This window comes from Neoluteolibacter marinus, from assembly GCF_014904755.1.
GTDB classification, from domain to species: domain Bacteria; phylum Verrucomicrobiota; class Verrucomicrobiia; order Verrucomicrobiales; family Akkermansiaceae; genus Haloferula; species Haloferula marina.
Map to the genome: position 1 here is coordinate 13,177 of NZ_JACZFQ010000105.1, position 20,739 is coordinate 33,915.

The 20,739-nt window shown below is 64.6% G+C and carries 20 protein-coding genes; 5 read left to right on the forward strand and 15 right to left on the reverse strand.

The features are described from left to right. The first annotated feature begins 2 nt into the window (after positions 1–2). Entirely contained in the window at positions 3–1,220 is a 1,218-nt protein-coding gene (locus tag IG178_RS20855) for a hypothetical protein (protein ID WP_193214525.1), read from the forward strand. On the opposite strand, the gene IG178_RS20860 is transcribed toward IG178_RS20855, so the two are convergent. Both IG178_RS20860 and IG178_RS20865 read right to left on the reverse strand, forming a co-directional pair. Beyond that, entirely contained in the window at positions 1,217–3,946 is a 2,730-nt protein-coding gene (locus IG178_RS20860) for a CHAT domain-containing protein (RefSeq protein WP_226895648.1), read from the reverse strand. The genes IG178_RS20855 and IG178_RS20860 overlap by 4 nt on opposite strands. 65 nt (positions 3,947–4,011) lie before the next feature. After that, positions 4,012–5,400, reverse strand: coding sequence for a S8 family serine peptidase (locus IG178_RS20865; protein WP_193214527.1), 1,389 nt, complete (start codon positions 5,398–5,400; stop codon positions 4,012–4,014). 278 nt (positions 5,401–5,678) lie between these two features. Here IG178_RS20865 and IG178_RS20870 point away from each other — a divergent pair, with 278 nt between their 5' ends. Further along, a complete protein-coding gene (locus tag IG178_RS20870) occupies positions 5,679–7,328 on the forward strand; it encodes a ShlB/FhaC/HecB family hemolysin secretion/activation protein (protein ID WP_193214528.1) in 1,650 nt (549 codons plus the stop codon). Positions 7,329–7,893: 565 nt separating this feature from the next. Here the strand turns inward: IG178_RS20870 and IG178_RS20875 are convergent. The 3 genes from IG178_RS20875 to IG178_RS20885 are packed head-to-tail and all read right to left on the reverse strand — an operon-like array spanning position 7,894 to position 9,795. Next, positions 7,894–8,292: a hypothetical protein gene (locus IG178_RS20875; RefSeq protein WP_193214529.1), complete on the reverse strand. Its 399-nt coding sequence runs from the start codon at positions 8,290–8,292 to the stop codon at positions 7,894–7,896. Beyond that, on the reverse strand, positions 8,289–8,849 hold the full coding sequence (locus IG178_RS20880) for an RNA polymerase sigma factor (RefSeq protein WP_193214530.1): 561 nt from the start codon (positions 8,847–8,849) through the stop codon (positions 8,289–8,291). The genes IG178_RS20875 and IG178_RS20880 overlap by 4 nt, the downstream gene beginning before the upstream one ends. Positions 8,850–8,901: 52 nt before the next feature. Then, positions 8,902–9,795 carry a hypothetical protein gene (locus IG178_RS20885; RefSeq protein WP_193214531.1) on the reverse strand — a complete coding sequence of 298 codons (894 nt, stop codon included), beginning with the start codon at positions 9,793–9,795 and terminating at the stop codon, positions 8,902–8,904. 336 nt (positions 9,796–10,131) lie between these two features. Between IG178_RS20885 and IG178_RS20890 the strand changes: the two genes are divergently transcribed. Next, the gene (locus IG178_RS20890; protein ID WP_193214532.1) at positions 10,132–10,482 is read left to right on the forward strand and encodes a hypothetical protein; all 351 of its coding nucleotides are present in this window, start codon (positions 10,132–10,134) and stop codon (positions 10,480–10,482) included. A gap of 147 nt (positions 10,483–10,629) precedes the next feature. Beyond that, a complete protein-coding gene (locus IG178_RS20895; RefSeq protein ID WP_193214533.1) occupies positions 10,630–11,166 on the forward strand; it encodes a hypothetical protein in 537 nt (178 codons plus the stop codon). Positions 11,167–11,208: 42 nt separating this feature from the next. Here IG178_RS20895 and IG178_RS20900 read toward each other — a convergent pair whose 3' ends face one another. From IG178_RS20900 to IG178_RS20935, 8 genes are all read right to left on the reverse strand, one after another. Further along, positions 11,209–11,628 carry a globin family protein gene (locus IG178_RS20900; protein WP_193214534.1) on the reverse strand — a complete coding sequence of 140 codons (420 nt, stop codon included), beginning with the start codon at positions 11,626–11,628 and terminating at the stop codon, positions 11,209–11,211. A 17-nt stretch (positions 11,629–11,645) separates the two neighbouring features. Continuing rightward, positions 11,646–12,260 carry a Tll0287-like domain-containing protein gene (locus IG178_RS20905; protein WP_193214535.1) on the reverse strand — a complete coding sequence of 205 codons (615 nt, stop codon included), beginning with the start codon at positions 12,258–12,260 and terminating at the stop codon, positions 11,646–11,648. Then, on the reverse strand, positions 12,257–13,672 hold the full coding sequence (locus IG178_RS20910) for a cytochrome c3 family protein (protein WP_193214536.1): 1,416 nt from the start codon (positions 13,670–13,672) through the stop codon (positions 12,257–12,259). The genes IG178_RS20905 and IG178_RS20910 overlap by 4 nt, the downstream gene beginning before the upstream one ends. Before the next feature lie 10 nt (positions 13,673–13,682). Then, positions 13,683–15,665, reverse strand: a complete 1,983-nt coding sequence (locus IG178_RS20915; protein WP_193214537.1) for an FAD-dependent oxidoreductase — start codon at positions 15,663–15,665, stop codon at positions 13,683–13,685. 320 nt (positions 15,666–15,985) lie between these two features. Beyond that, entirely contained in the window at positions 15,986–16,234 is a 249-nt protein-coding gene (locus IG178_RS20920) for a glutaredoxin family protein (RefSeq protein WP_193214538.1), read from the reverse strand. A 3-nt stretch (positions 16,235–16,237) separates the two neighbouring features. Beyond that, positions 16,238–17,419: a tyrosine--tRNA ligase gene (gene tyrS, locus IG178_RS20925; RefSeq protein WP_193214539.1), complete on the reverse strand. Its 1,182-nt coding sequence runs from the start codon at positions 17,417–17,419 to the stop codon at positions 16,238–16,240. 60 nt (positions 17,420–17,479) lie between these two features. Then, positions 17,480–18,469 (reverse strand): polysaccharide deacetylase family protein, encoded by a 990-nt coding sequence (locus tag IG178_RS20930; RefSeq protein ID WP_226895649.1) that lies wholly within the window; start codon positions 18,467–18,469, stop codon positions 17,480–17,482. A gap of 51 nt (positions 18,470–18,520) precedes the next feature. After that, the gene (locus IG178_RS20935; RefSeq protein ID WP_193214540.1) at positions 18,521–19,162 is read right to left on the reverse strand and encodes an MCP four helix bundle domain-containing protein; all 642 of its coding nucleotides are present in this window, start codon (positions 19,160–19,162) and stop codon (positions 18,521–18,523) included. A 202-nt stretch (positions 19,163–19,364) separates the two neighbouring features. Between IG178_RS20935 and IG178_RS20940 the strand changes: the two genes are divergently transcribed. Then, positions 19,365–19,751: a Co(2+)/Mg(2+) efflux protein ApaG gene (locus tag IG178_RS20940; protein WP_193214541.1), complete on the forward strand. Its 387-nt coding sequence runs from the start codon at positions 19,365–19,367 to the stop codon at positions 19,749–19,751. A 10-nt stretch (positions 19,752–19,761) separates the two neighbouring features. Here IG178_RS20940 and IG178_RS20945 read toward each other — a convergent pair whose 3' ends face one another. Together IG178_RS20945 and IG178_RS20950 are read right to left on the reverse strand one after the other, a co-directional pair. Beyond that, complete coding sequence (locus IG178_RS20945; protein ID WP_193214542.1) at positions 19,762–20,061, reverse strand: hypothetical protein; 300 nt, start codon at positions 20,059–20,061, stop codon at positions 19,762–19,764. A gap of 100 nt (positions 20,062–20,161) precedes the next feature. Beyond that, positions 20,162–20,722, reverse strand: a complete 561-nt coding sequence (locus IG178_RS20950; protein WP_193214543.1) for a 5-formyltetrahydrofolate cyclo-ligase — start codon at positions 20,720–20,722, stop codon at positions 20,162–20,164. Between the last annotated feature and the right edge of the window lie 17 nt (positions 20,723–20,739).

Genomic DNA, 20,739 nt, shown 5'->3' on the forward strand with positions numbered 1-20,739 from the left:
AGATGAAGCGGACATTAGAAAATCCTAAAAAAGAATGCTTTGCAAGCATCTTGGAGTCCTTTAATTTCAAAATGAACGAGCGGTCGTACAGTCCCACCGAACGCATCGACATGAAAACCAGCCTTCTCCCCCTTGTCGGGATTTTCCCGGCATTATCGATCCTGCCTGTCCACGGCCAAGCCGCCGGGGTTCCCGTGCTCTCGACACCGGGCACCGCGACCTGGTCCGACGAAGTCACCTCAACCGGTGTCCGGACCACCTTCACGATCACCGGCGACACGGTGCTCGATTGGGGGCAGTTCAACCTGACGTCCGGCAGCGAGCTGGTCTTCGACTTCGTTGGCGGCGAAAGCGTCGTCAATATGCTGGGTGGCACGTCGACGAACTGGATCTCGGGATCCGTGACGTCGAATGGCAATGTGGCCTTCTTTTCCCCGAGTGCGCCGATCCGTGTGACTGGGACCGGGAGCGTGACCGCGGCGAATGTCACGATTGCCACCATGGATGTGAATCCCGTCGAGTTTCTCTCAGGGGATTTCCAGATGAATTCCATATCGGGGGCCGCGCTGAGTGTTTCCGGAACCGTGGAAGCCACGGACGGCAGTGTGCTCCTGGCGGGGCAAGCGGTTCGTGTGAATGGAACCGGAAAGATTCAGGCGGCGGACGCGATCCGCGTCGCGGGAGGGCGGCAGGTGAATGTGACGTCGACGGGGAAAGGCCGCCGGTTGACGGAGAAAAGCGGCAGCGGCTTCGTTCTTCATCAAGGGGAAATGGGCGCTAGCCGCATAGAGATTGCCGCCGGGCAGGAGATCAAGATTGGTGGTGAACTTGACACCGGATCGAACCGCAACCGGATCTTTCTCGAGGTGGGCGACAATGGCCAGATCGTGAGGGAGGGAGCCGGTTTGCTGGTTGGGGTGTCTTCGATGGAGGGTGACTACGACCCGATGGGAATCGACGACGTAGGAACGGGCGAGATGGACACCGCGACGGCGGTGACGACTTCAGCTCTAAAAATCCCCGCGCTCAAGCGTCCCGACGGATCGTCCGCGAGCCGGTCGCGAACGATGGTGAACAATGTCTCGATGTCCGCGAGTGCTGACACTGGCCGCGATCGCAAGCGAACCTCGGATCGCCAGGTGGCGAGCAGTGGCAAACCGATGCTGCGGCGTTCGTCGTTCTTCGGCATGCGCGGTGGCAGTCAGCAGGCCAAGCGCTAAACCGCGACGCGTTTCCGGCTCCTGAGTCTCGCAATGGCGAAGGCTAACAAGGGAACCGGGAGGAGAAATCTCCACCAGCCCGATGCGGCGGACAGTGATGGCTCGATGGTGGATCGGCTTGCGGCGAGGGGCGTGTTCTGGCTGAGCATGAAAGGCCCGAAACGCAGCACCGCCGCCTCGAATTCATCGTCGCCGGCGGCTGCGGTCAGGTGCTCGCACTGGCATTGCCAGAGGGCCTGGGCCGGGCGATCCGAGGCGAGGGCGAGTCGGTAGAAGCGCTCCATGAACGCCGCGGTCGTGCGATCTGAAACCGGCCAGAGTGCGACGACGATCTCTCTCGCCCCGGCCAAGGCGAAGCCGCGCCGTAGGCCTAGCAGGCCTTCCCCGGAGACGGCGGTTCCTGCGCCGGACTCACAGGATGACAAGGTGACGAGGCGGGTCCCTTCCAGAGGTAGATCGGCCACTTCGGAAGGAAACAGCAGGTCGTCGTCCGGATTGGTGAGGGGGGCATCGGGGCCGCGCCGGGCGGCTTGATACAGCAGCAGGCCACCGGAATAGAGCAGGTTGGCGTGCTCGTCGAAGTCGACGGCACCTGCCGGGGTGGCGTTGGCCGGGAGAAAGAACGCGTGGCAGCCGAGGTGCAGCACCCCGGGCGTGACGGGGAGCTGATGCAAGGCCGCTTCGGTGGCTTCTTGATCGAGGAGACGACGCGAACCAGGTGGCGCGAGGTCCGACAAGATCCGGCTTTCATCGCGGGTACCGGGCATGGGGGCGAGACCAGCGAGCAACGAAAGGAGGGGATCGTTGCCGGCCGGGCCGGGCCGCTTGGGAAAGTTGGAGACGCCGAGGATCGTCCACGGGCTGTCGTTCAAGGACCGCGATGCGGGAGGCCGGAGAAGATCGCGGGCGCTGGAGACCGTGGTGACCTGGCGGTACCGGGCGCACAACAGCTGCTGGGATTCGTCCAAAAGCGATGCCAAGGGCAGGAAATGCAGGGCTCCATCGGGGGAGTAGGCGATGTCCTGCGTGCCTGCGGGAAGCTGGTCGGCGATCGGTTGCCAGAATTCGCGGTCGAGCGAGCGGAGGATGGTCCGGAGTTTGAGGGTTGGGGGGCGCTGGTTTTGGCCCGAGAGGGCGGCCGCCCGCCAGGCAAGGCGCCCGCGGAATGCTTCCAACCATCGTTGCAGGTCTTCCTCGGATCCGAGGGGGATCCATCGGGGTGGACCTTCCGGCAAAAGCAGGATCGCGCCGTAGCGGTCGAATGCATCGCTGTCGCCGCCGGCGTAGCGGCAGGTATCAATGAATGCGGATCCGAGGTGAAGTGACGCTTGGATCTGCTTCCAGTCCGGGCAGGCATCGCTGGTCCCGGAATCCGGGTCGAGCATGGTGTCGAGCAGGCGGGCCTTGCTCGCGATCAGGGTGTCGGCGATCAAAGATGGGTCCCCGGTGGCGCAAGGCAGCGAGACCAAGTCGAGCCGTTGCAGGAAGTTCAGTCGTTCCCGTTCCGTGCCGTGGTGGATGAGTTCGCCGAGCAATTCGACCCCGAGGGCGGTGGCGCGCTTGATCTCGTCTCCCGCCGCGGGCTTGCCTGCAAGCAGGCCATTGCGGGCGAGATTCCGGGCGGTCTCCGCGACTCGCAGGTGGAGCCGCGGCAGGTGCTTCGCTTGGAGTTCGGAGGCCTGGCGGAGGTGCTGTTCCGCCTCGGCGTAGTTGCCGGCGGCTTGTTCCGCGCAGCCGAGATTGTTGAGGGGGACGATCAGGGAAGGATGGTCCGGCGGGAAACAAGCTCGGAGGATTTCCAAGGCGGTGGCGAAGGAGGCGGCTGCTTGTTGCGGCAGCCCTTGCGACAGGTCGAGGGCGCCCAGATTGATCAAATGGGGGGCGGCGAGGAAGGGGCGGGAGCTGTCCTGGTAGAGTCGCTGTGCCTCATTGACGGCCTCCTCCAGTTCGAGCCGGGCTTCGCTGATCTTGCCCAGGCGCAGCTTGGAAAGTGCGGCATCGCTGGCGATGGCAAGCCGCAGCTCGGGGTCGTCGAAGCGAAGGTCGAGAGCCTGCTGGAAGGTGTCGATGGCGCGGGAGTAGCTGCCCAGGGTGTGGAGGTAGCGGCCGTAATGTTCCAGGCGGCGGGCGAGAACTTGTGGCTCGTCGTCCGGAGTTTCGCGGAGGTTATTCAGCAACAGATCACCCGCCTCCGGATATCTTCCCTGGGCAAGGAGGTTGAGCGCCAGATGATCCAGTGTTTGGCGCGTCGCAGGTCCTCCCGGGGCGTCGGCACTCCGGAGAACCAGGATCTCCCTGAGCTTTTGCTCGGACTCGTCCAAATTCCCGAGATCCTGAAGGGTGAGGGCCAGGGCTTCGATGGCGTCGGCCCGGATCAAGCCATCCGCTCCGGAGAGCTGCTCATTGGCCCGATCCAAGTGGCTGACCGCCTCCTCGGGTTTTCCCAATTGCCGTTCGACGGTGCCGAGAGCTTGCAGGGTCAGACCAAGTTGTACGAAGTCATCGGGATCGTGGCTGGACTCCGTTTCCTTCTCCCAATCCGCGACGAGCTGCTCCAGCAGGACCTCGGCCTCCGCGAAGTCATTCGCCTCAAGGGCTGCATCGAGAGCGCCCGCGGGTGCCGGCGCCGTTCCGAAGGTCAACAAGCCCAACGAGACGGCCAGGCACCGGAGTGCGGGCTGGATGCGGAATGAATTGACGATCAATCTTTCGGTAACATCCGACAATCTCTCCCTTGAAGCAAGCGCGCGGAACTGCGCCTCCGATCCGGATCGCCCGAAGGTGAGGAGCCTCAGGGTGCCGGGCTGACCTCGACCTGCAGGAAGCACGACTTCGCGGAAGCCGGCAGGGTGAAGGTCACCGGGAGCTTTGCGCCGCTGGCGGCACCGGTGGACAGACTGCCATCCGCCTCGGTCCAGTCCTGGAGGTTCTCGGAACAACGGATCTTCCACGTCGATCCGTTGGAGAGGGTGAACGGGGTGCCGGGAACAAACAGGTCCGCAGCCATTTCAAACTCCAATCTCAGCTGGTTGCCGGTTCGCGACAGCACCAGGGGCTCGGGCGTGGCGGCGGGGTCGGCAGGGTTGGTCCCGAAAAAGGTTTCGAGGAGATCGATGCAGCCATCCCCGTCAGAGTCCACCTCGGGGTCGGGGTGGACTTGGATCAAGGCATTCTGGGACACCGTGAACGCGTCCGCGGTCAGGGCGTTCTCCACCTCCTGGGGGCTCAGGCCGGGGTTTTTCGAGAGCTCGATGATGGCGGCGGCGGTGGCCAGTGCGGTGGCCGGGCTGGTGCCGTTCATCAGGTAATAGCTGCCGCTTTCAGGCGTGGGCAGGTTGAGGGTCCGGACTTGTTGGCCGGGCGCGTAGAGATCGACTGCGGGTCCTTGGTTCGTGTTGGCAAGGTGCTGGTTGTCGGCGTCGCTGGCACCCACGCAGATCACCCCGTCTTGAACGCCGTAGGCCGACGGAACGTATTCCGCGGCATCCCCGCCTTGGTTGCCCGCACAGACGATCACGGTGATGCCAGCGTCCCGGGCCTCGGAGATGATGCTTTCAAGCTGGGCGCTGTTCTTGCCGGGCGTCGACGAACCGCTGGCGAGGCAAATGACACCCGGCATGTCCTCGTGGAGGGCCTGGTATTCGATGACGCGGTCGATGGCGTCGATCATGCGCCCCGAGGTGGTTGTACTGCCCTCGTCGCCGGGGTAAATATTGAGGCTGACCAGATGCACCGGCGTTCCCAGGGCGGCTCCGGTCTCTGGGCCCGCGATCAAGGACAGCATGCGTGAGCCGTGTTCCACGGCATTGGAGTAGGTCGGGTCGCCGCTGGCCCGCACCAGCTCGCTGTGCTCGATCACCAGGTTGGGATTACGCGAAAACCAAGTGTCGGCCGCGGCGATTCCCGAATCAATGAGGAAGAGTCGCACCGGATTGCTGGTTTCGGGGTAAGTGAACGACTGGTTGTTGAGATTCGCGCCGTCGTTCAGGCGGGCCAGCGCCCACCCGGCGTCAGTGACCGCGCCATTGGGAACCATCACGATTTCCCGGCCCTGGGCGGAATCGCCGCGCGAAGGATAATCGTGGCCCGGGCACTCGCCGCCGGATCCCGGCACCAGCAAGGGCGCGGAAAGCAGCAGGCCGGTGAGACCGGACCGGAATCGTGAGGCGGACGTGGACACGGGGCGACGTGAAATCTGCCGGAAACCTATCTAACGAAATGGGGGATTGTCGAGTTTTTGTCATCTTTTGCATATCTTGGTTGGAAGTCGAAAAACCCTTATATTTCCGAGGCCTTTGAAGCTGGAGTTTTTAAAAATAAGGCAAATCGGACCATTTAGTTTTTAGAGAAACGGCTAACTGTTTATCTTTGCCTTGATAGGTAGGAATTGCTAACTATCCGGCTTTCCCGAGCCTTCAGGCTCCGGAGCTCGTGCTTCGTGGAAATTTCTCCGCCCTGATGCGCCTGCTGATCGTCATCGGTTTGATCGCGAGTGCCCGCAGCCAGTCGCTGCCCGGGGTGGAGGCGCGCGTGCCGGAGGCGCCCGAGGTGGAGTCCCTGCCTGCGGTGAGTGCCGGTGAAGGGAGCGCGGACGAAGGGGATGAACTGGCTCGTCGCCTGGAGCGCGTCGTCCTGACCACCCGGGATGGCGGGGCTGAGACTGGCATTGGGGAGGGGGTTGCGGCGACCGATGGGCTGGATGTGCCCTCGCCGCGGACCTTGGCGGCGCGGCTGGGGCCGTGGCTGGGACGGCCTTTGACGGGCGGCGGCTTGGCGGCCCTCGCGGACGAAATCCTGATCCACTACGATGTCGAAGGCTTCCCGATCGTATCGCTCGAGGTGCCCGAGCAGGACTTGAGCGGCGGGGTGCTCCGGATCCAGGTCGAGATCGGACGGTATGGCGAAGTCGGTGTTTCGCGGCCGAAGCATGGCAATCCCACGGCGGTGCAGAAAGGCTTGCTGCTGAGGCGCGGTGCGGTGGTGAGACGGTCGGACATCGACGAGCAGATGGCTTGGTACGGGCGCACGCCTTTCCGGCATCCGAGATTGTTCGTGTCGCCCGGTTTGGAGCCGGCCACCGCGGACCTCCTGATTGCCTTTGAAGAAGGGCGGCCGTGGCGGGTGACGCTGGGCTATGAAAACAGCGGCCCGGACCTGCTGGGGAGGGATCGCTTGCTGCTCGGGGTGGCCGGGGTCACGCCGGGTGAGCATCTGTTGGCCTGGCAGAGCGTGGTCGGGATGCCCGCCTCCTCGTTGTTTGCCAATGCGCTGCGATGGGAGGTGCCGTTTCACGCCCTGCATCAGGTGCTGCAGGTTGATGCGGCCTACGCCGAGGTGGCATCCCGCTACGCCAGCAGCGGGATGCCGGTGGAGAGCGAGGGTTCATCGTGGGCTTTGACGGCCATGCAGAAAGTTCCGCTGCCGGCGATCGGCCGCTGGCGCCAGGCCATGGGGGCGGGGTTCGAGTTGAAGGGAACCGACCAGTTCCTGCTCTTCGGCGGCGACAGCGTGGCGCCTGGAGAGGTGGTGTTGTTCCACGGAAAGCTCAGCCACGAGCTGTCGCGGAGGTGGGCGCGGGGCGGCGCTTCGATGGAGTCCAGCCTGGTGGTCTCTCCGGGTGGACTGGGGGGCAACAATACCGATGCGGCGTTCAAGGCCTACGATCCTACGGTGGACGCTTCCTACGTCATCGGGAGGATGAACGGGTCGGGGTGGTGGCGTCCGGCGGGGGACTGGCAGGTCCGCGTCCGGGGGGAGATTCAGGTCGCGGACTCCCGGCTGCTGCCGGCCGAGCAGTTTGCGGCCGGAGGCTACCAGACGGTTCGCGGCGCGGGAGAGCGTGAATACTTCGCGGACAATGGTTGGCAAGGTTCGCTCGAGCTCTATTCGCCGCTGATCGAGGCGGGCGAGGCGGCGTCCTTCCGGGTGTTGACGTTTTTCGACTACGCGGCCCTCGATGACCGCGGTGGCCCGTCGTCCTCCTTGTCCGGAGCCGGGCTGGGACTGCGGATGAAGCTCGCCGGACGCGCCGATCTCCGGTTCGACCATGGCTGGCGGCTTGATGAAGAGGAAAATCGCAGCCACCTCGGGGTCAGTTTTACTTTCTGACAAGCTGGATAACCTTGGATATGTTTAGGGTCTGAGGAAGCGAATGATCCAAATTTAAAAACTTTTCGGTTTTTTTGGAAATCGGGTTTGGTCGATTGCGATTGGCTCAATAATGACGAGCTTCTGCCACTCCATGATTCTCCCGACCGGACCGAATGTTCCGGGGGGTGCTTTCGGGACGGACGGGAAGCAGGGAGGAACGAAGTTCGTCGTGGCACCGTTGGGTGGCGAAAGCGCCCCGGTGCCGACCAATTTTCCCAAACCGGTCCGATTGACGGGGGGAACGGGATCCACTGCGCCGGGCTTGCGGTCCGGCCGTGGGGCCGTCTGTCAGGGGCCGGTGCAACGGGAGCGAGCTCAACCGGTCGGGGGGCCGGTTGGAGCGTTCGCCCCGTCGATTTTCTTGGTTGTCGGATTGTAGTATTCAAGTGTCGCCGGAGTCGGGGGACTCCGGCGCGCTGAATCCGGCGCCTTTGACATTTTTCCGGTTCAAAATGGCCGGGACCGATGGTCCGGGGGGATCTGGTGCGGTCCCGGCCATTCGTCATCCGCGATCCGGTCCGCTTCACCGGGTGGTCATGCTGAAGGAAGGCAAGCAGTCGATGAGGAAGCGCCCGGTGCGGCGGGCATCGCGTTGCAGTGCCTTGGACTCGCGTTCCAGCGGATTCAGGCTGTCGGCGGTGGATTCGGGTGGAGTTGTGGATGTGACCTCCGATCCCGGCGCCATCTGCGCTTGTTGCGATGGCTTGCCGTGGGATGGATGGCGTTCCGGCCAGACGAGGAGGATCGAAGCGGCGATCGCGGGGGGCAAGATGTGCCAGGCGCGAATGCGGAACCTCGAGCGGAGGCCGCGGTGTTCCAGTGCTTCGATGATCTTCCTCTCCAACCCGGGGGACGGCCGGGGATCGGGCTTGCGGGAGCGCAGCAGCTCCTCGACGTCTTGAGGGAGATGGCCGGGCTTCATGGATGCGATGGGTGGAGTTGAGTGGGTTCGTGTCCCGGGCTGCTTTGACGGAGGCATTCGGCCAGGGATTTCCGGGCGCGGTGAAGCATGACCTTCACCGCTCCTTCGCGTTTCGAGAGGATGCGGGCGACTTCTTTCAGGGGCAGCTCTTCGCGGTAATGGAGCCACAGGGCGCTGAAGGCGTCCGGGGACAGTTCAAGTCTGGCAAGATCCCACAACCAGAGCGCGGAGTTCCGGGGTTCGGGGGGGGCAGGGTAAGGGAGTTCCTCGGGCACCGGGCGCCGTTTTCTCAACGCGGCGATCGATTGTCTCCGGGCAATGGTGAACAGCCACGGCAGCAGCGGGAGGTCGGGATTGAGATGATGGATCTTGTCCCAGGCTCTCAGGAAGGTCTCCTGGGTCAGGTCCTCGGCGTCCTGGCGATGGCGGGTCAAGGTCAGGAGAAAGCCGTACACCCGCGCGTGGTAGCGGCCGACCAAGGCTCCAAACGCCGTCACCGATCCCGCCCGTGCCTGGTGGGCGAGCAAGCGGTCGTCGGCGTGATCGGAGGTGCTCAAGGGAAGAGATGATGCGCGTTTATCCGCAGGAAGGGAACGCGGAACCGACGGGTCATTGGGCCTGCTTTGCCGCCTCAACTTCTGTCACGACCCTTTGCATCAGGGTGATCCATTCGCTGACCGGCAAGCTGATCGCGGCATTGAAGCTTTCGCCGGTCGTGTTGAGTTCGGCCTGAAGGTCGAGTCCGCTGAGCTTGGGCTCGCAGGCCTGGCCGAAGGCGACAACGCCATCGAGAATCCGGCGCAAGCGATCCGCACTGTCCCCGTCGACCGCTTCGACCCCGAGTTGCAGGGCGAACCTTCCATCCCGCTCCGTCGCGGCAAGACGCAGGGTATCGGCCATCCGGAGGAGCCGGGCGGCATCGTCCGGCAATTCGATCCCGGAAATCCGCGCCTTGGCGGAAAACAGCAGGCGCCCGCCGGCCGGGTCGAAAAATGGATCGGGTTGCGAGGTGGAAGGCTGGCGGATTGTGTCGAGGGCAAGCTCCAAAAGTTCTTCCTGCCGGCTGAAGACGAGGAGTTGCTCGCCCGGAAATGCCGCGTGCTGGAACACGCCCTTGTCACTCCAGTTCTCCACCGGAATCCCGGCGTGTTGGGTGGTGGAGTGATTCTCGCCGGCGCGGACGATGTCGAGGAGATGCTCACGGTTGAATTCCCCGTCGATGAGTGCCACCGCGTGGTCCGGCTTGCCATCGCCGTAGAGGGTAATCCCCCGCAGGTCGGTCAGGGGATGTACCGAAAACATGCGCTTGAAGGCCCGCAAGCCCGCGCCGTGTTGGGATTCGATGTGGCCGAGAACCGCTTTGCCGGTCTCGCTGGCCCTGAAGGCATCGAGATCGAGGTGGACTTGCCACTTGGCCTCCGTAGGAACCTGGTTCGGCACCAGTTCGCCGGCGTGGAGGGAAGGAAGGACTGCCGCGAGGCAGGCGAGGATTGCGTTTTTCATGGTGATCTCCCCCGAGTACGCAGCCGGTGGCCGGAAAGGTTACCTCGAGCCGAAACATCGCGGATTGCGTTCGAATACTCCGCGAATCGACGGTTCGCCGTGCCATCGGTCTGGCGTGGTCGTCACAAATCGCGGCGCAGTCTTTTTGGAAAGATGTAGGGAAGTATCCGCATTCTAAAAAATTAGGAAGATTTAAGCTTGTCGTCCGGGCACCGATCGGGTGTGGTAATCGGCGTGATCGGGGGATCTGAACTTTCCAAAAATGAGACCGCGGCTGTTCTGGAACAGCCGAAGTCGCTTGGCCGCGACTGCCGGTGGACACTTTCGCTTTTTCTCGTGTCGGCCGTGCTGGTGTTCGGCGGCGCGGCGGGAACCTGGTATACGTCCGGACTGACCTCCGGCGGGTGGTTGGCCCGGGGTCTCCAGTTGTCCGCGGGTTCCGCGGTGATGGGAGCGAGCGTTGCGGTTCTCGGATCCTTGCTATTCAACAGGAACCCGATCCGTTGGGGCATGGGCATGCCGGTGGTGGTGTATTTCGGCGGCATCTTCATCGGACTCGTTTCCGGCTTCGAAGGTGTCCGCGGCCTGCTCATCGGGTCGCCAGTCTTCCTCGGCGTGTCGATTGCAGCTGGAGTCTTGGCGGCCTTCCTCGTCGACGGACCTCTTGCCCGCAGCGAGGACGCCTGAGCTGCTCCCCGGAGTTCCGGCAGGGGACGCAGCCCGAGCCGGAAAATGATGCCCGCCGATTGAGGGTCGGAAAAAACGAAGTATCCGATTTTTCGGATATTTCAGCTTTTTTGAAAATCGCCACTTCTTCTTGCGATTGGAACGGGGATGATCACGAACCTCCCCCTGCGCACTGAACTCCCCGGTCCCTCGCCGGAGGAATCCTCGCGGTTCCTGAAGACCGATTTCCTCGGTCTGCACAACGAGTTCGCGGACAACTCCAGGAAATTGGAGAACCGCCGGCGGCACCGGGCCTCCAGCGAGAGGCCGGGGCTCTGGACGGGCAGCAAGGATGGTCTCGTTGCGACGATCATCGTGGTCGTCGCGTCGCTGGCATTCGGTGGTGCCGGGGGGCTTTGGTTTGCCGCCGACGAGTCGGGATGGCTGGCTCAGGGGCTGCGGATTGCCGGAGGCTCCATTGTGATGGCCTCGTTGGTGACCTTGTCCGGCTCTCTGGTATCCGGCCGCAACGCGATTTTCTGGGGAATCGGCATGCCCTTGCTGGTCTATGCCGCGGGTTCCTTCTGCGCCTTCATGACCGCGGGGGCGGGAGCCTCCCCGTTCCTTTTCGGGGCGCCGCTCTTCAGCGGACTCGCGATCCTCGCCGGAGTGATGACGGCGTTCGCCATCGACCGCGGGCGCTGAGCCGCCCCGATGGACGGTCCCAGGCCCGGGGTCGAGCGTGGATCACGAGGCGGAACCGTACGACGCGTCTTTCATCACTGTCGCAAGGGTGGTGTAGGTCAATGCCCAGGCGTCCTTGTGGGCCGGCGTCCAGGCCTCGCCAAGGCCCTTCTCGAGCGTGTCGAGGAGCGCTGAACCGACCGTGTCATAGTGTTCGGCCTTCACGCCATAGCCGACGTGCCGCTTGCCCATCGCCTGGATGGCTCCGACCAGCTGGCCGAGGTCGCCGAGGCCGCGCACGGCGGTGGTGATCATCATCATCAGCTTCTTGCCCTGCTCCTTCATGTCGGCGTTGGCGAACAGGGGCTTCAGGTCGGGATCCAGTTCGAACAAGCGGGCGTAGAAGAGCTCCGCGGCGGCGTCTGAGATCGGCACGACGAGTTCCCAGCTTTCCTGGACGAGTGTCTTTTGGTCTTCGGTCATGACTCGGGTGGCGGGTGTTATTGCACGGGGATGCGGATGACGACGCCGCCCATCACGTCCTCGAGCTTGAACTCGGGGAAGCTGTCCTCCTTGTCGGGATGGTTGTTGTGGCAGAGGAAGCAGGCGGGCGCGACGGCCTTGTCGGGGTAGACGCCGATGAAGTATTTCTGGCCGGCGATTTCCTCTTCACCGGTCCACTTCTTCTCGGTCGGGTTGTCGACGAGGAACTTCAGGCCCTCCTTGACCTTGTCGGTCTGCTTCTTCGCGTTCTCCTTGTTCAGCGGCCACAAGGATTGGAGGGAATAGGAGAAATCGACGGTCTTGTTGTCGACCGTGTCGACTTCCTCGGCGCCCATCCGGAACACCTGGGCGGGCAGGGGCAGGGTCTTTTCGTCCATGTAGTTCTCGTGGGCCTTGATGACCTTCTCCTCGTTGACGAGGCGGTTGACGATCTGCTTGGCGTAGACCTTCCGGTCGGCGGCAAGTACGGTGTAGACCGTATCCGCGACCTGCTCCGGGCTGAATCCGCCCGGGGTCGAGGTGGCGGTGGCTTCCGGCTTGCTGCATGACGGGACGAGCAGGCCGGCGGTGGCGACGATGCCGCTGAGGGCGAGGTATGTTGTTTTCTTCATGGGTCGGTGTTTTCTTTGTTGTCGGGAGAAGCGGAAGATTTGCGGAGGAGTTCGAGGAACTCGGGATCCTTGCGGTCGATGGCCCGCTGGCGGGACCAATCGGTGCTCTCGTTGTGGACGGCGGGGAGTCCGGTGAAGTTCCCCTGGATGAGGCTGCGGTCGAACAGGGCATCGATGGCGAACGGCAGGCCGTGGCATTGCTGGCAGACGGGGCGCAGCATCTTTTCGTTGGGCGTCAGGTTGGCGTTCTGGTTGTGCTCGACCCGATGGCCTCCCTGGCCGTCCTCGACCCGTGGCAAGTGGCAGGTCGCGCAGGACACCCCGCTGCCGGCCGGGGCCTTGCCTTCGACTTCAAGCTGCCAGGCGGCGAAGTGGGTGGAGTTCCCGTAGGCCCGGGTGTGGGGATCGTCGTGACACTGGAGGCAGGCCGAGTGCGCGGCATGGCGGGTGTCGAAGTCGTGGGCGCCGTGGCAGGAGGTGCAATCCAGCGTCCGGTGGGCGGCCTCCGCCCGCATCGGTTGGCGCGCCATCGACGGGTTCATGGCGGGAAGGCCGGCGGCAAGGCGCATGCCGTGTTTGCCGCGGAGGAAGCCGGCTTCTTCGTCGGCGTGGCATCCCGCGCAGGTCTGCATGGCGACCTTGTCCTGCCATCCGGTGCCTGCGGGCTGGTGGCAGTCGGAGCAATTCACGCCGGCGAGGGCGTGGGCGTCGGCCGACCAGTTTCCGAGATGCCCGGCGGGTAGTTCAACGCCCGCAGGCGCATCGGCATCCTCCGGGGCCAGGGGCTTGGTCTCCGCGTGGGAATCGATGTAGCGCCTCAGGCTGTCGAGGGTGGGAACATGGGCATCGGGAAGATGCGGCGGTTCCAGCGAGTGGAGGGCGAGATGGCGTTCGTAGAGGGCGCGGTTGTCGTGGAAGTTGTGGCAGCCCGAGGTGGCGCAGGTTTCGAAGCCGAGTCCCTTGTGGGTCTCACGTTCCTCGACGGTCGATTGGTGGCAGTAGGTGCAGTAGTCGGCCGGAACCGTGACGCCCATCGGTCCGGTTGCGTCGGGTTTGTGCTCGGTGTGGCAGGTGACGCAGCGCTGGGCGTCGATTTTCGCGAGGAAGGGGCGGTTCTCCGGCTTCTTGAACTTGATGGGAGGGTGGGAATCGTCGGCTTCCTCGAGATCCTGGTCGTGGCACTTGAGGCAGGCGCTGTTGGAGACCGCGGAGACCAGCATACCGTCGGGCTTGGTGTCGTGGCAGGCGCTGCACTGGAGTTCGATCTGGTAGTGCCCGCTCGAGGTCCTGCCGGGCAACAGCGCGGTCTTGTCTTCCGCCTGGAAGAAGATGTGGGCCCACCATGCGGCGAGCCCGCCGCTGAGCAGCAGCCAGGCGATGACTTGGAACTGGCGGTTGAATCGGATCGGCATTACGTCAGTTCTAGTAGAGGTAGGCCGAGGCGATGTGGAACCCGAGCAGCACGGGAAGGGGCCAGAAGAGGATGTAGTGGGCGACGGTCAGGCCGGGGCGGACGCGGCGGGCGAAGGTCGCCGAGCGGGGGCCGCCGCGGGATTCCAGGCCGGCGGCGATTCCGGCGAGGGCACCCAGCAGATTGAGGCCGACGAAGACTCCCATCAGCGAGGCGTTGAGGTTGGAACCGAAGCGGAAGCCGGTGTGGGCGAAGAGCACCCCGAGCGAGACCAGGCCGAAGGCCGCGTGGAAGAGCCGCCACCGGGCGAAGGTGCCGAAGCGGAAGCGGGGGATCCGCTTGCGCAGCGAGATCGCGAGGCCGAGCAACGAGACTCCCAGCAGCGAGTAGCCGGTGATCTGTTTCGGCTGGGTGTCCGACCAGAAGCGGTCGAGCCGGTAGGTAAAGGATTCGACGCTGGTGGCGGTCGGGATCCGGACCAGGAAGACGGCGGCGATCGCGATCAGGGCGGCCACCGCCGCAACGATCAGCAGGGTCGGGGAGAGGCTCCGGCGGGCGGAGACGGGGGCCCCGCAGAGTTCCTCGAGGAGTGGCAGGCAGGAGCCGCAGACGGTGGAGGCACCGGTGGCCGCGGCGAGGTCCGCGGGGCACGCGGCCCCGGCCGCCATGGCGTGGCAGAGATTGCCCTTGGTGACCCGCATGCAGTTGCAGACGAGGCGTTCCGCAGGCCAGGAGACGGCGCTGGCCGATGCCGCGGCAACATCGATGGTACCGGTGTTGGTGAAGCCCTCGATCTCCTTTTGCCGCATCGCCCGGCCTTCCAGGTGCCAGCCGTGGATGAGGGACGACTCGGGCCAGTCGCCGATGCCGAGGGCTCCGACCGGGCGCTGCTTGGCATCGAGGGTGATCAGGCGGTAGCTGTCATCGGTAGTGAATTCGAGGGTGGTCCCGCGGTCGAGCGGATCGCCGATGGTGACGACATCGATGCCGAGCATTTTGAGCCGGGTCGAGAGATCCGGCTTTTCGAACGGGCGTGGCTTTTTGCCCGCGAGCGAGCGCGCCACGTGGCGGGCCATGGCCGTGGCGGGCGCGGCGAGGCCGTAGATTTCACCCCGGTGGAGCGCGCACTCGCCGACCGCGTGGATGTGGGGATCCGAGGTGCGGAGCTGGTCGTCGACGATCACCCCGCCGCGGACGCCGCAGGCGAGGCCGGCTTCGGCGGCGATGGCAGAGTTCGGCAAGATGCCGGTGGAGATGACGATCAGGTCGGTGGTGAGTTCGACGCCGTTTTGACCGGTCATCCGGAGCTGTCCGCCGGCCCGGCTGATCTCGCGGGTCGAGAAGCCGGTGCGGAGCTCGAGTCCGAGCTTGCGGATCTTTTCCGAGACCAGCTTCCCAGCCGCCGCGTTGAGTTGCCGCGGCATGGGAAACGCGGATCTTTCGAGGATCGTGGTTTCCAGTCCGAGCTCGTCGAGGGCCTGGGCGGCCTCCAGTCCGAGCAATCCCCCTCCGATCACGGCGGCGCTCTTCTTCCCCGAGGCGAAACGGATGATGGCGTCGAGGTCGTCGACGGTCCGGTAGACAAAGACCCCGGGAAGATCCGTGCCGGGAATCGGCGGAACGAAGGCCGAGGAACCGGTGGCCAGCACCAGCTCGTCGTAGAAGTGTTCCCGCCCGCTTCCGGTGACGATCTTGTGGGCCTCCGGATAGATCGCGGCGACGGGATCGCCGGTGAAAAGGGCGATGCCGTTGTCCCGGTACCAGCTTTCGGAATGGAAGAGCAGCGGGTCGGCGGACCGCGCCTTGACATACTGGGAGAGTCGTACCCGGTCGTAGGCGGGAAGCTTCTCGCCGCCGAGGATGGTGATCTTGAACTTACGGGTCAGCCCGCAAGCAATTGCCTCCTCGCAGAAGCGCAGCGAGGCGATGCCGTTTCCGGCGACGACAAGGTGCTTCGGCGACGCGCTTCCGGGCTTTCGCGAGAGGCGGGGCATTGACCCACCCATCTAGCAGCGGACACGCCCGCGGCCTCGCGCCGGACCATGAAGGGCATGAGAATGATCCCGCCCGCGGATGCCGGGGTTTCATTCAAAGTGGTCGAATCGGGCCGAAATCGACCTCCAGATGAGGGGTGGGAATCCAAGGGAAAGAGTCCGATGAGCGCGGCGCATCCGGAGGAGTTTCGGGACACTTCAGCTGCAATCGGCAAAGCGCAGGACCAACCCCGTGGTCGGTCGGGGCGAATGCCATGGCCGTGGTGAAACGTCACCACGGGCTGGCGCGCAGGTTCCGTCGTCCGCCGTCTGAAACCGCCTCAGATCACATTGCGCTCTTCCAGGAAGGGCACCAGTTCCTCGACTCCGAAGTCAGCGAGGACCTCGCCGTGCCAATCCATGGTGGGGGCCTTCGACTGGCCAGAGAGATCGACCATTTCCTGCATCGCCTCACGGTTGCCGGAGACGACCATGATCTTCACGGGAACCTTCTTCCGGGCGAGGAAATCGACGACGTCATCGCACCACGGGCAGCCGGGCTTGATGTAGAGGACGGGCAGGTCGGACATGGCTCAGATGAAGCGGACGGCGTGTTTCTTGGAGAGCTTGAGGACATCACCCGCCTGCGGGGAGACGGCGGCGGCGGGATCGGTGAGCTTCTCGCCGTTGAGTTGCACCGAGCCGGAGGTGATGAACTGCTTGCGCAACTCGCCGTTGGATTTCTCCAGGCCGAAGGCGCTCGAGAATCCGTGGGCCGCGAGGGTGAGAACGGTCAGGTCGCCCGGCAGGCCGGCGACGGACAGTTCCGGCAAGTCGGCGGCGGCGAGGTCCTTCTTGGAAAAGCGGGTGTCCCAGTCGGTGCGCGCGGCCGCACCGGCCTCCGCGTCGTGGTAGCGGGCGGTGATCTTCTCGGCGAGGGACTTTTTGGCCTCCATCGGGTGCAGCGCGGGGTCGAGCGTCTCCCCGAGCAGCAGCTGGTAGTAGCGCGCCATCAGGTCGTCGGAGACGCTCATCAGCTTGCCGAACATTTCCTGCGGGGCGTCGTTGACGCCGACGTAGTTGCCGTAGGACTTCGACATCTTCTTCACGCCGTCGAGTCCCTCGAGCAGGGGCACGACCATGACCACCTGCTGCGGCTGGCCTTCCTCCTTCTGGAGGTCGCGGCCGACGAGGATGTTGAAAAGCTGGTCGGTGCCGCCGATCTCGACGTCGGCGCGGATTTCCACCGAGTCCCAGCCCTGCATGACCGGGTACTGGAGCTCATGGAGGCGGACTTCCTGGCCGGCCTCGATGCGGGTGCGGAAGTCCTCGCGCTGGAGCATTTGCTGGAGCGTGACGCGGGCGTTGAGGCGGAGGATGTCCTCGTAGCTCATCTTGCGGAACCAGTCGCCGTTGTAGACGATCTCGGTCTTCTCGCGGTCGAGGATCTTGAAGGCCTGCTCGGTGTAGGTGGCGGCGTTGGCGAGGACCTCGTCGCGGGTCAGCGGAGGGCGGGTGACCGAGCGGCCGGAGGGGTCGCCGATGGTGGCGGTGAAGTCACCGATCAACAGCACCGCCTGGTGGCCGAGCAGCTGGAACTGGCGGAGCTTCTCCAGGGCGACGGTGTGTCCGAGGTGGATGTCGGGCGCGGTGGGGTCGACGCCGAGCTTGATCCGCAGCGGGCGGCCGAGCTGGAGCTTTTCGAGCAGTTCCTTTTCCGAGAGCACCTTGGCGGTGCCGGCGGTCAGTTGCTGGAGCTGGGCTTCTGGGGTCACGGCCGAGGACGGGAAAGCAGATGGCGCCAAGAGGCAAGGCTGAAGCGCGGCCGGGACGATTCACCCGGTCGGCAGTCCGGCGATGTAGCGGCTCATTTCCCGCGGCAGGGGATTCCAGTACTGGCCCTCGTAGCGGGTCTTGAGGTGGACCAGGAAGTCCTCGTAGAGCGCGGCGTCGAACTCGCTGATCGAGGGCTTGCGGCCGTCGAAGGCGAGGTAGTCGGGATGGACATTGAGGAGTACCATCCCGCCTTGAGCGGCCAGCCAGTCGGCCTTGCGCTTCCAGATGTCGTTGGTTTTCTCCCGCAGCACGAGGAACAGGGTGGCGTCCTGGGGGAGGGTGTAGGGGAGCTCGATGTAGCTCCTGCCGGAAGTTCCGTCCTCGACCCGGAACGGAAAGATCGTGCCGGCACCGTCCGGTTGCGGCTCGAAGGGGTCGGTGTCGAAGGTCGAGGCGTCGTATTCGATCTCGAGCGATTTGAGCCACTCGAGGTTGTGGAACATGAATCCGGCGCGGAAGCCGACGGCCTTCCAGTCGCGCAGGTAGCCGTTGATGCCAATGGCACAGTCGTCGAAGGATTTCTTCGACCGGTAGAGCGAGCCGTCGTGGCGAAGGTCGTGGACGCCGACTTCGAAGCCCATGCCGGTCAGGGCGTCGCGGGTTTCGGGTGTCACCCGGTAGCCTCCTTCCGGGATCAGGTTGAAGGACGACCGGAAACCGTGCTTCGCCTCCAGTTCGGCGAGCTGCAGGCAGCGCTCGAAGCCGACCGGACCTTCGACATCGTGGGTGAGAACGACGGCGAACTTCCGGCCCTCGGGCCAACCGGGCCACCATGGCGGCGGGGTGGCGGCGGATGGCATGATCGGCCAGTCGGTGGCGTTCTGGAGTTTGTAGTTCGCCCGCAGCCGGCGCATCGTGTAGCGGACCGCCTGGGGCAGGAAGGGTTTGAAGGCGTAGTACATCGCGTTGAGCACGCTCATCCCCCGGCCGGCCGTCGTGTCGAGGACACGGCCGTCGCCGGGTTCAGGGTAATCCACGATGTCGTTCATCTCGGCGCTGGGTCCGGAACCGGGTGGGGCGGACGGGCTGCGGTTTCGAAATCAGGTGCGGAAAACGACCGGCCGGCGGGTGAGGCGTTCGAGGATGGCGGTCAACGGGACGAAGAAGCCGTAGACGAAGAAGAAGGCGAGCAGCAGCAGCTGGACGCCGAGCAGGATGTAGCAGAGCCGGATGATCTCGGCGCCGCGGGCCCGGGCATCGATCGCGTTGTGCTCGACCAGGTCGCCGAGCGCCTCGGCGTAGGTTTGGAACTTCACCACGCAATCGCTTTCGAAGAAGGCGTCCGCCTCCGTTTTCTTGCCGGCGCCGAGCAGTTCGATGACCTGCTTGCGCGACGAGCGGTAGGCGTTGCGGCATTCGGCCACGCGGTCGAACGACCGCCGTTCGGCGTCGGTCCGCAGGGTTTCGCGGTGGCCTTGGTACTGTTCGTCCGCCTGGCGCGTGGTTTCCTCGAGCTGGGCGAGCAGCTCGTCGGCCTTGACGTTGCCGCTGTTGACGGCCAGCGCGGTGTCGAGGAAGCCCTCGGACACGTGCATGGTGGCCAGGCTGCTGGTCGTGAGACCTTGCAGGGAGTCGGACATGATGCCGGAGGCTTCCTGTTTGATCAGCCAGATCATGGTGACGGGACTGGTAACGATCAGCAGCAGGAGCAGCGCGACCGCGGCGAGCGATAGTTTCTTCATGGGCCCTGAATGCATGGCGGTGAAGGAGCTGGAGGGTTGTGGAAAGAACAGGTGGCCCGGCCCGGGCCGGATGGCACCACCATGCGGACGACTAACAGGCCCGGGGCGGTGCCGCGAGACAATCGTGGTAGCCGGCTTGAGCGGGTGAAAAACTCGCCTTGGCGCTTGGCATCGGCGTGACGCGGGTGCAAGAGTCGCAGGAATGACCCCGATGCTGCGGAAACTCGACGGGCTGAGCGTCCGGGTGGACGACGTGATCTACATGCCCAGTCTGGACGCTCCCGACGAGCGGCCGCACCCCTTCGTGTACTTCATTTCGATCAAGAACGAATCGGCGGAGAAGGTGACCATCCGCGGTCGCAAGTGGATCGTTCGCGAGGATGACGGCGAGGTGACGGTGGTCGAGGGCGACGGGGTGGTCGGCCAGAGCCCGGAGATCGCGCCCGGGGAGAACTTTTCCTACAACAGCTACCACGTGACCCGCGGCGACGGGGTCGCGGAAGGGGCGTTTTTCGGCGAGACGGCCGACGGCGACTGGGTCTTCGCGCGGATTCCCGAGTTCCGGCTGGAAGTGCCGGACTGGGCTTGAGCGGAGTCGGTTAGTGAATGAGCCCCCGCGCGCCGGGCAGGCTGTAACCGGCGAGGAAGGCCCATTGGACGAGGACCGGGACGAGGGTCCATCCCAGCGTCCGGAGAACGGGGTGGGCGTGGCATCTCCACGATGCGAGCAACCAGGAGCACGGAGCCAGTACGCCGAGAACGATGATCAGGAGGTGGACGGCGTTTCCGGGGTGATAGTTGCCCCGGAAAATGCCGACGAGGAACGTGCTCATCGCGAGAGATCCAAGAAACAGGACGAGGAGCAGGCCGGAGGCGGTTTTCAGTAGGACGGCGACCATCGGGAAATGAACGGGTGTCGAGCGGGATCGATCACCGGACTTCGTGTGGTCTCCGTGAGGAGGTCGTGAGATTTTGCTGAAATACGGATGCTTCTCCAAGTCAGCGACACTCCAAAATACCCGCGGGGTGGGCGAGGAAATGCATCGGCAGGTCGTGGGGGTCGGTGGGGATGTCGGCGACGATTTGCTCCCCGAAGCAGACGCCGACCCGCGTGGCCTGCGGGTTCGAGCGGGCGAGGGCGCGATCATAGTAGCCTTTGCCCCGGCCGATCCGATGGCCGGCAGTGGTGAAGCCCATGCCGGGACAGAGGAACAGCTCGATGTCTTCGACCGGACAGGTCGGCGCCTCGGCCGCTGGCTCCGGGATACCAAAGCTTCCCGGGACGAGGGCGGAGGCGTCAGCGAAGTGAAAGGTCATCCGGTCGCCCTCCACGCGGGGAAACACCCAGCGGCGGTCCGGAAGGTCGGCAGTCAGGGGCAACAGCGCCGGTTCCCCGGGCAGGGCGGCAAAGCTGGCGATGATCCGGAACGGGAGTCCGGGCAACCAGGTCCGGAGCTCGCGGCGGATCGCGGTCGCTTGGGCGACCTGTGCGTCCATGGCCGGCCGCAGGAGGCGCAGGTGACGGCGCAGCGCGGCTTTCGGATCGGCGGGACTTGTCACTTGCAATGGCTTGGCTG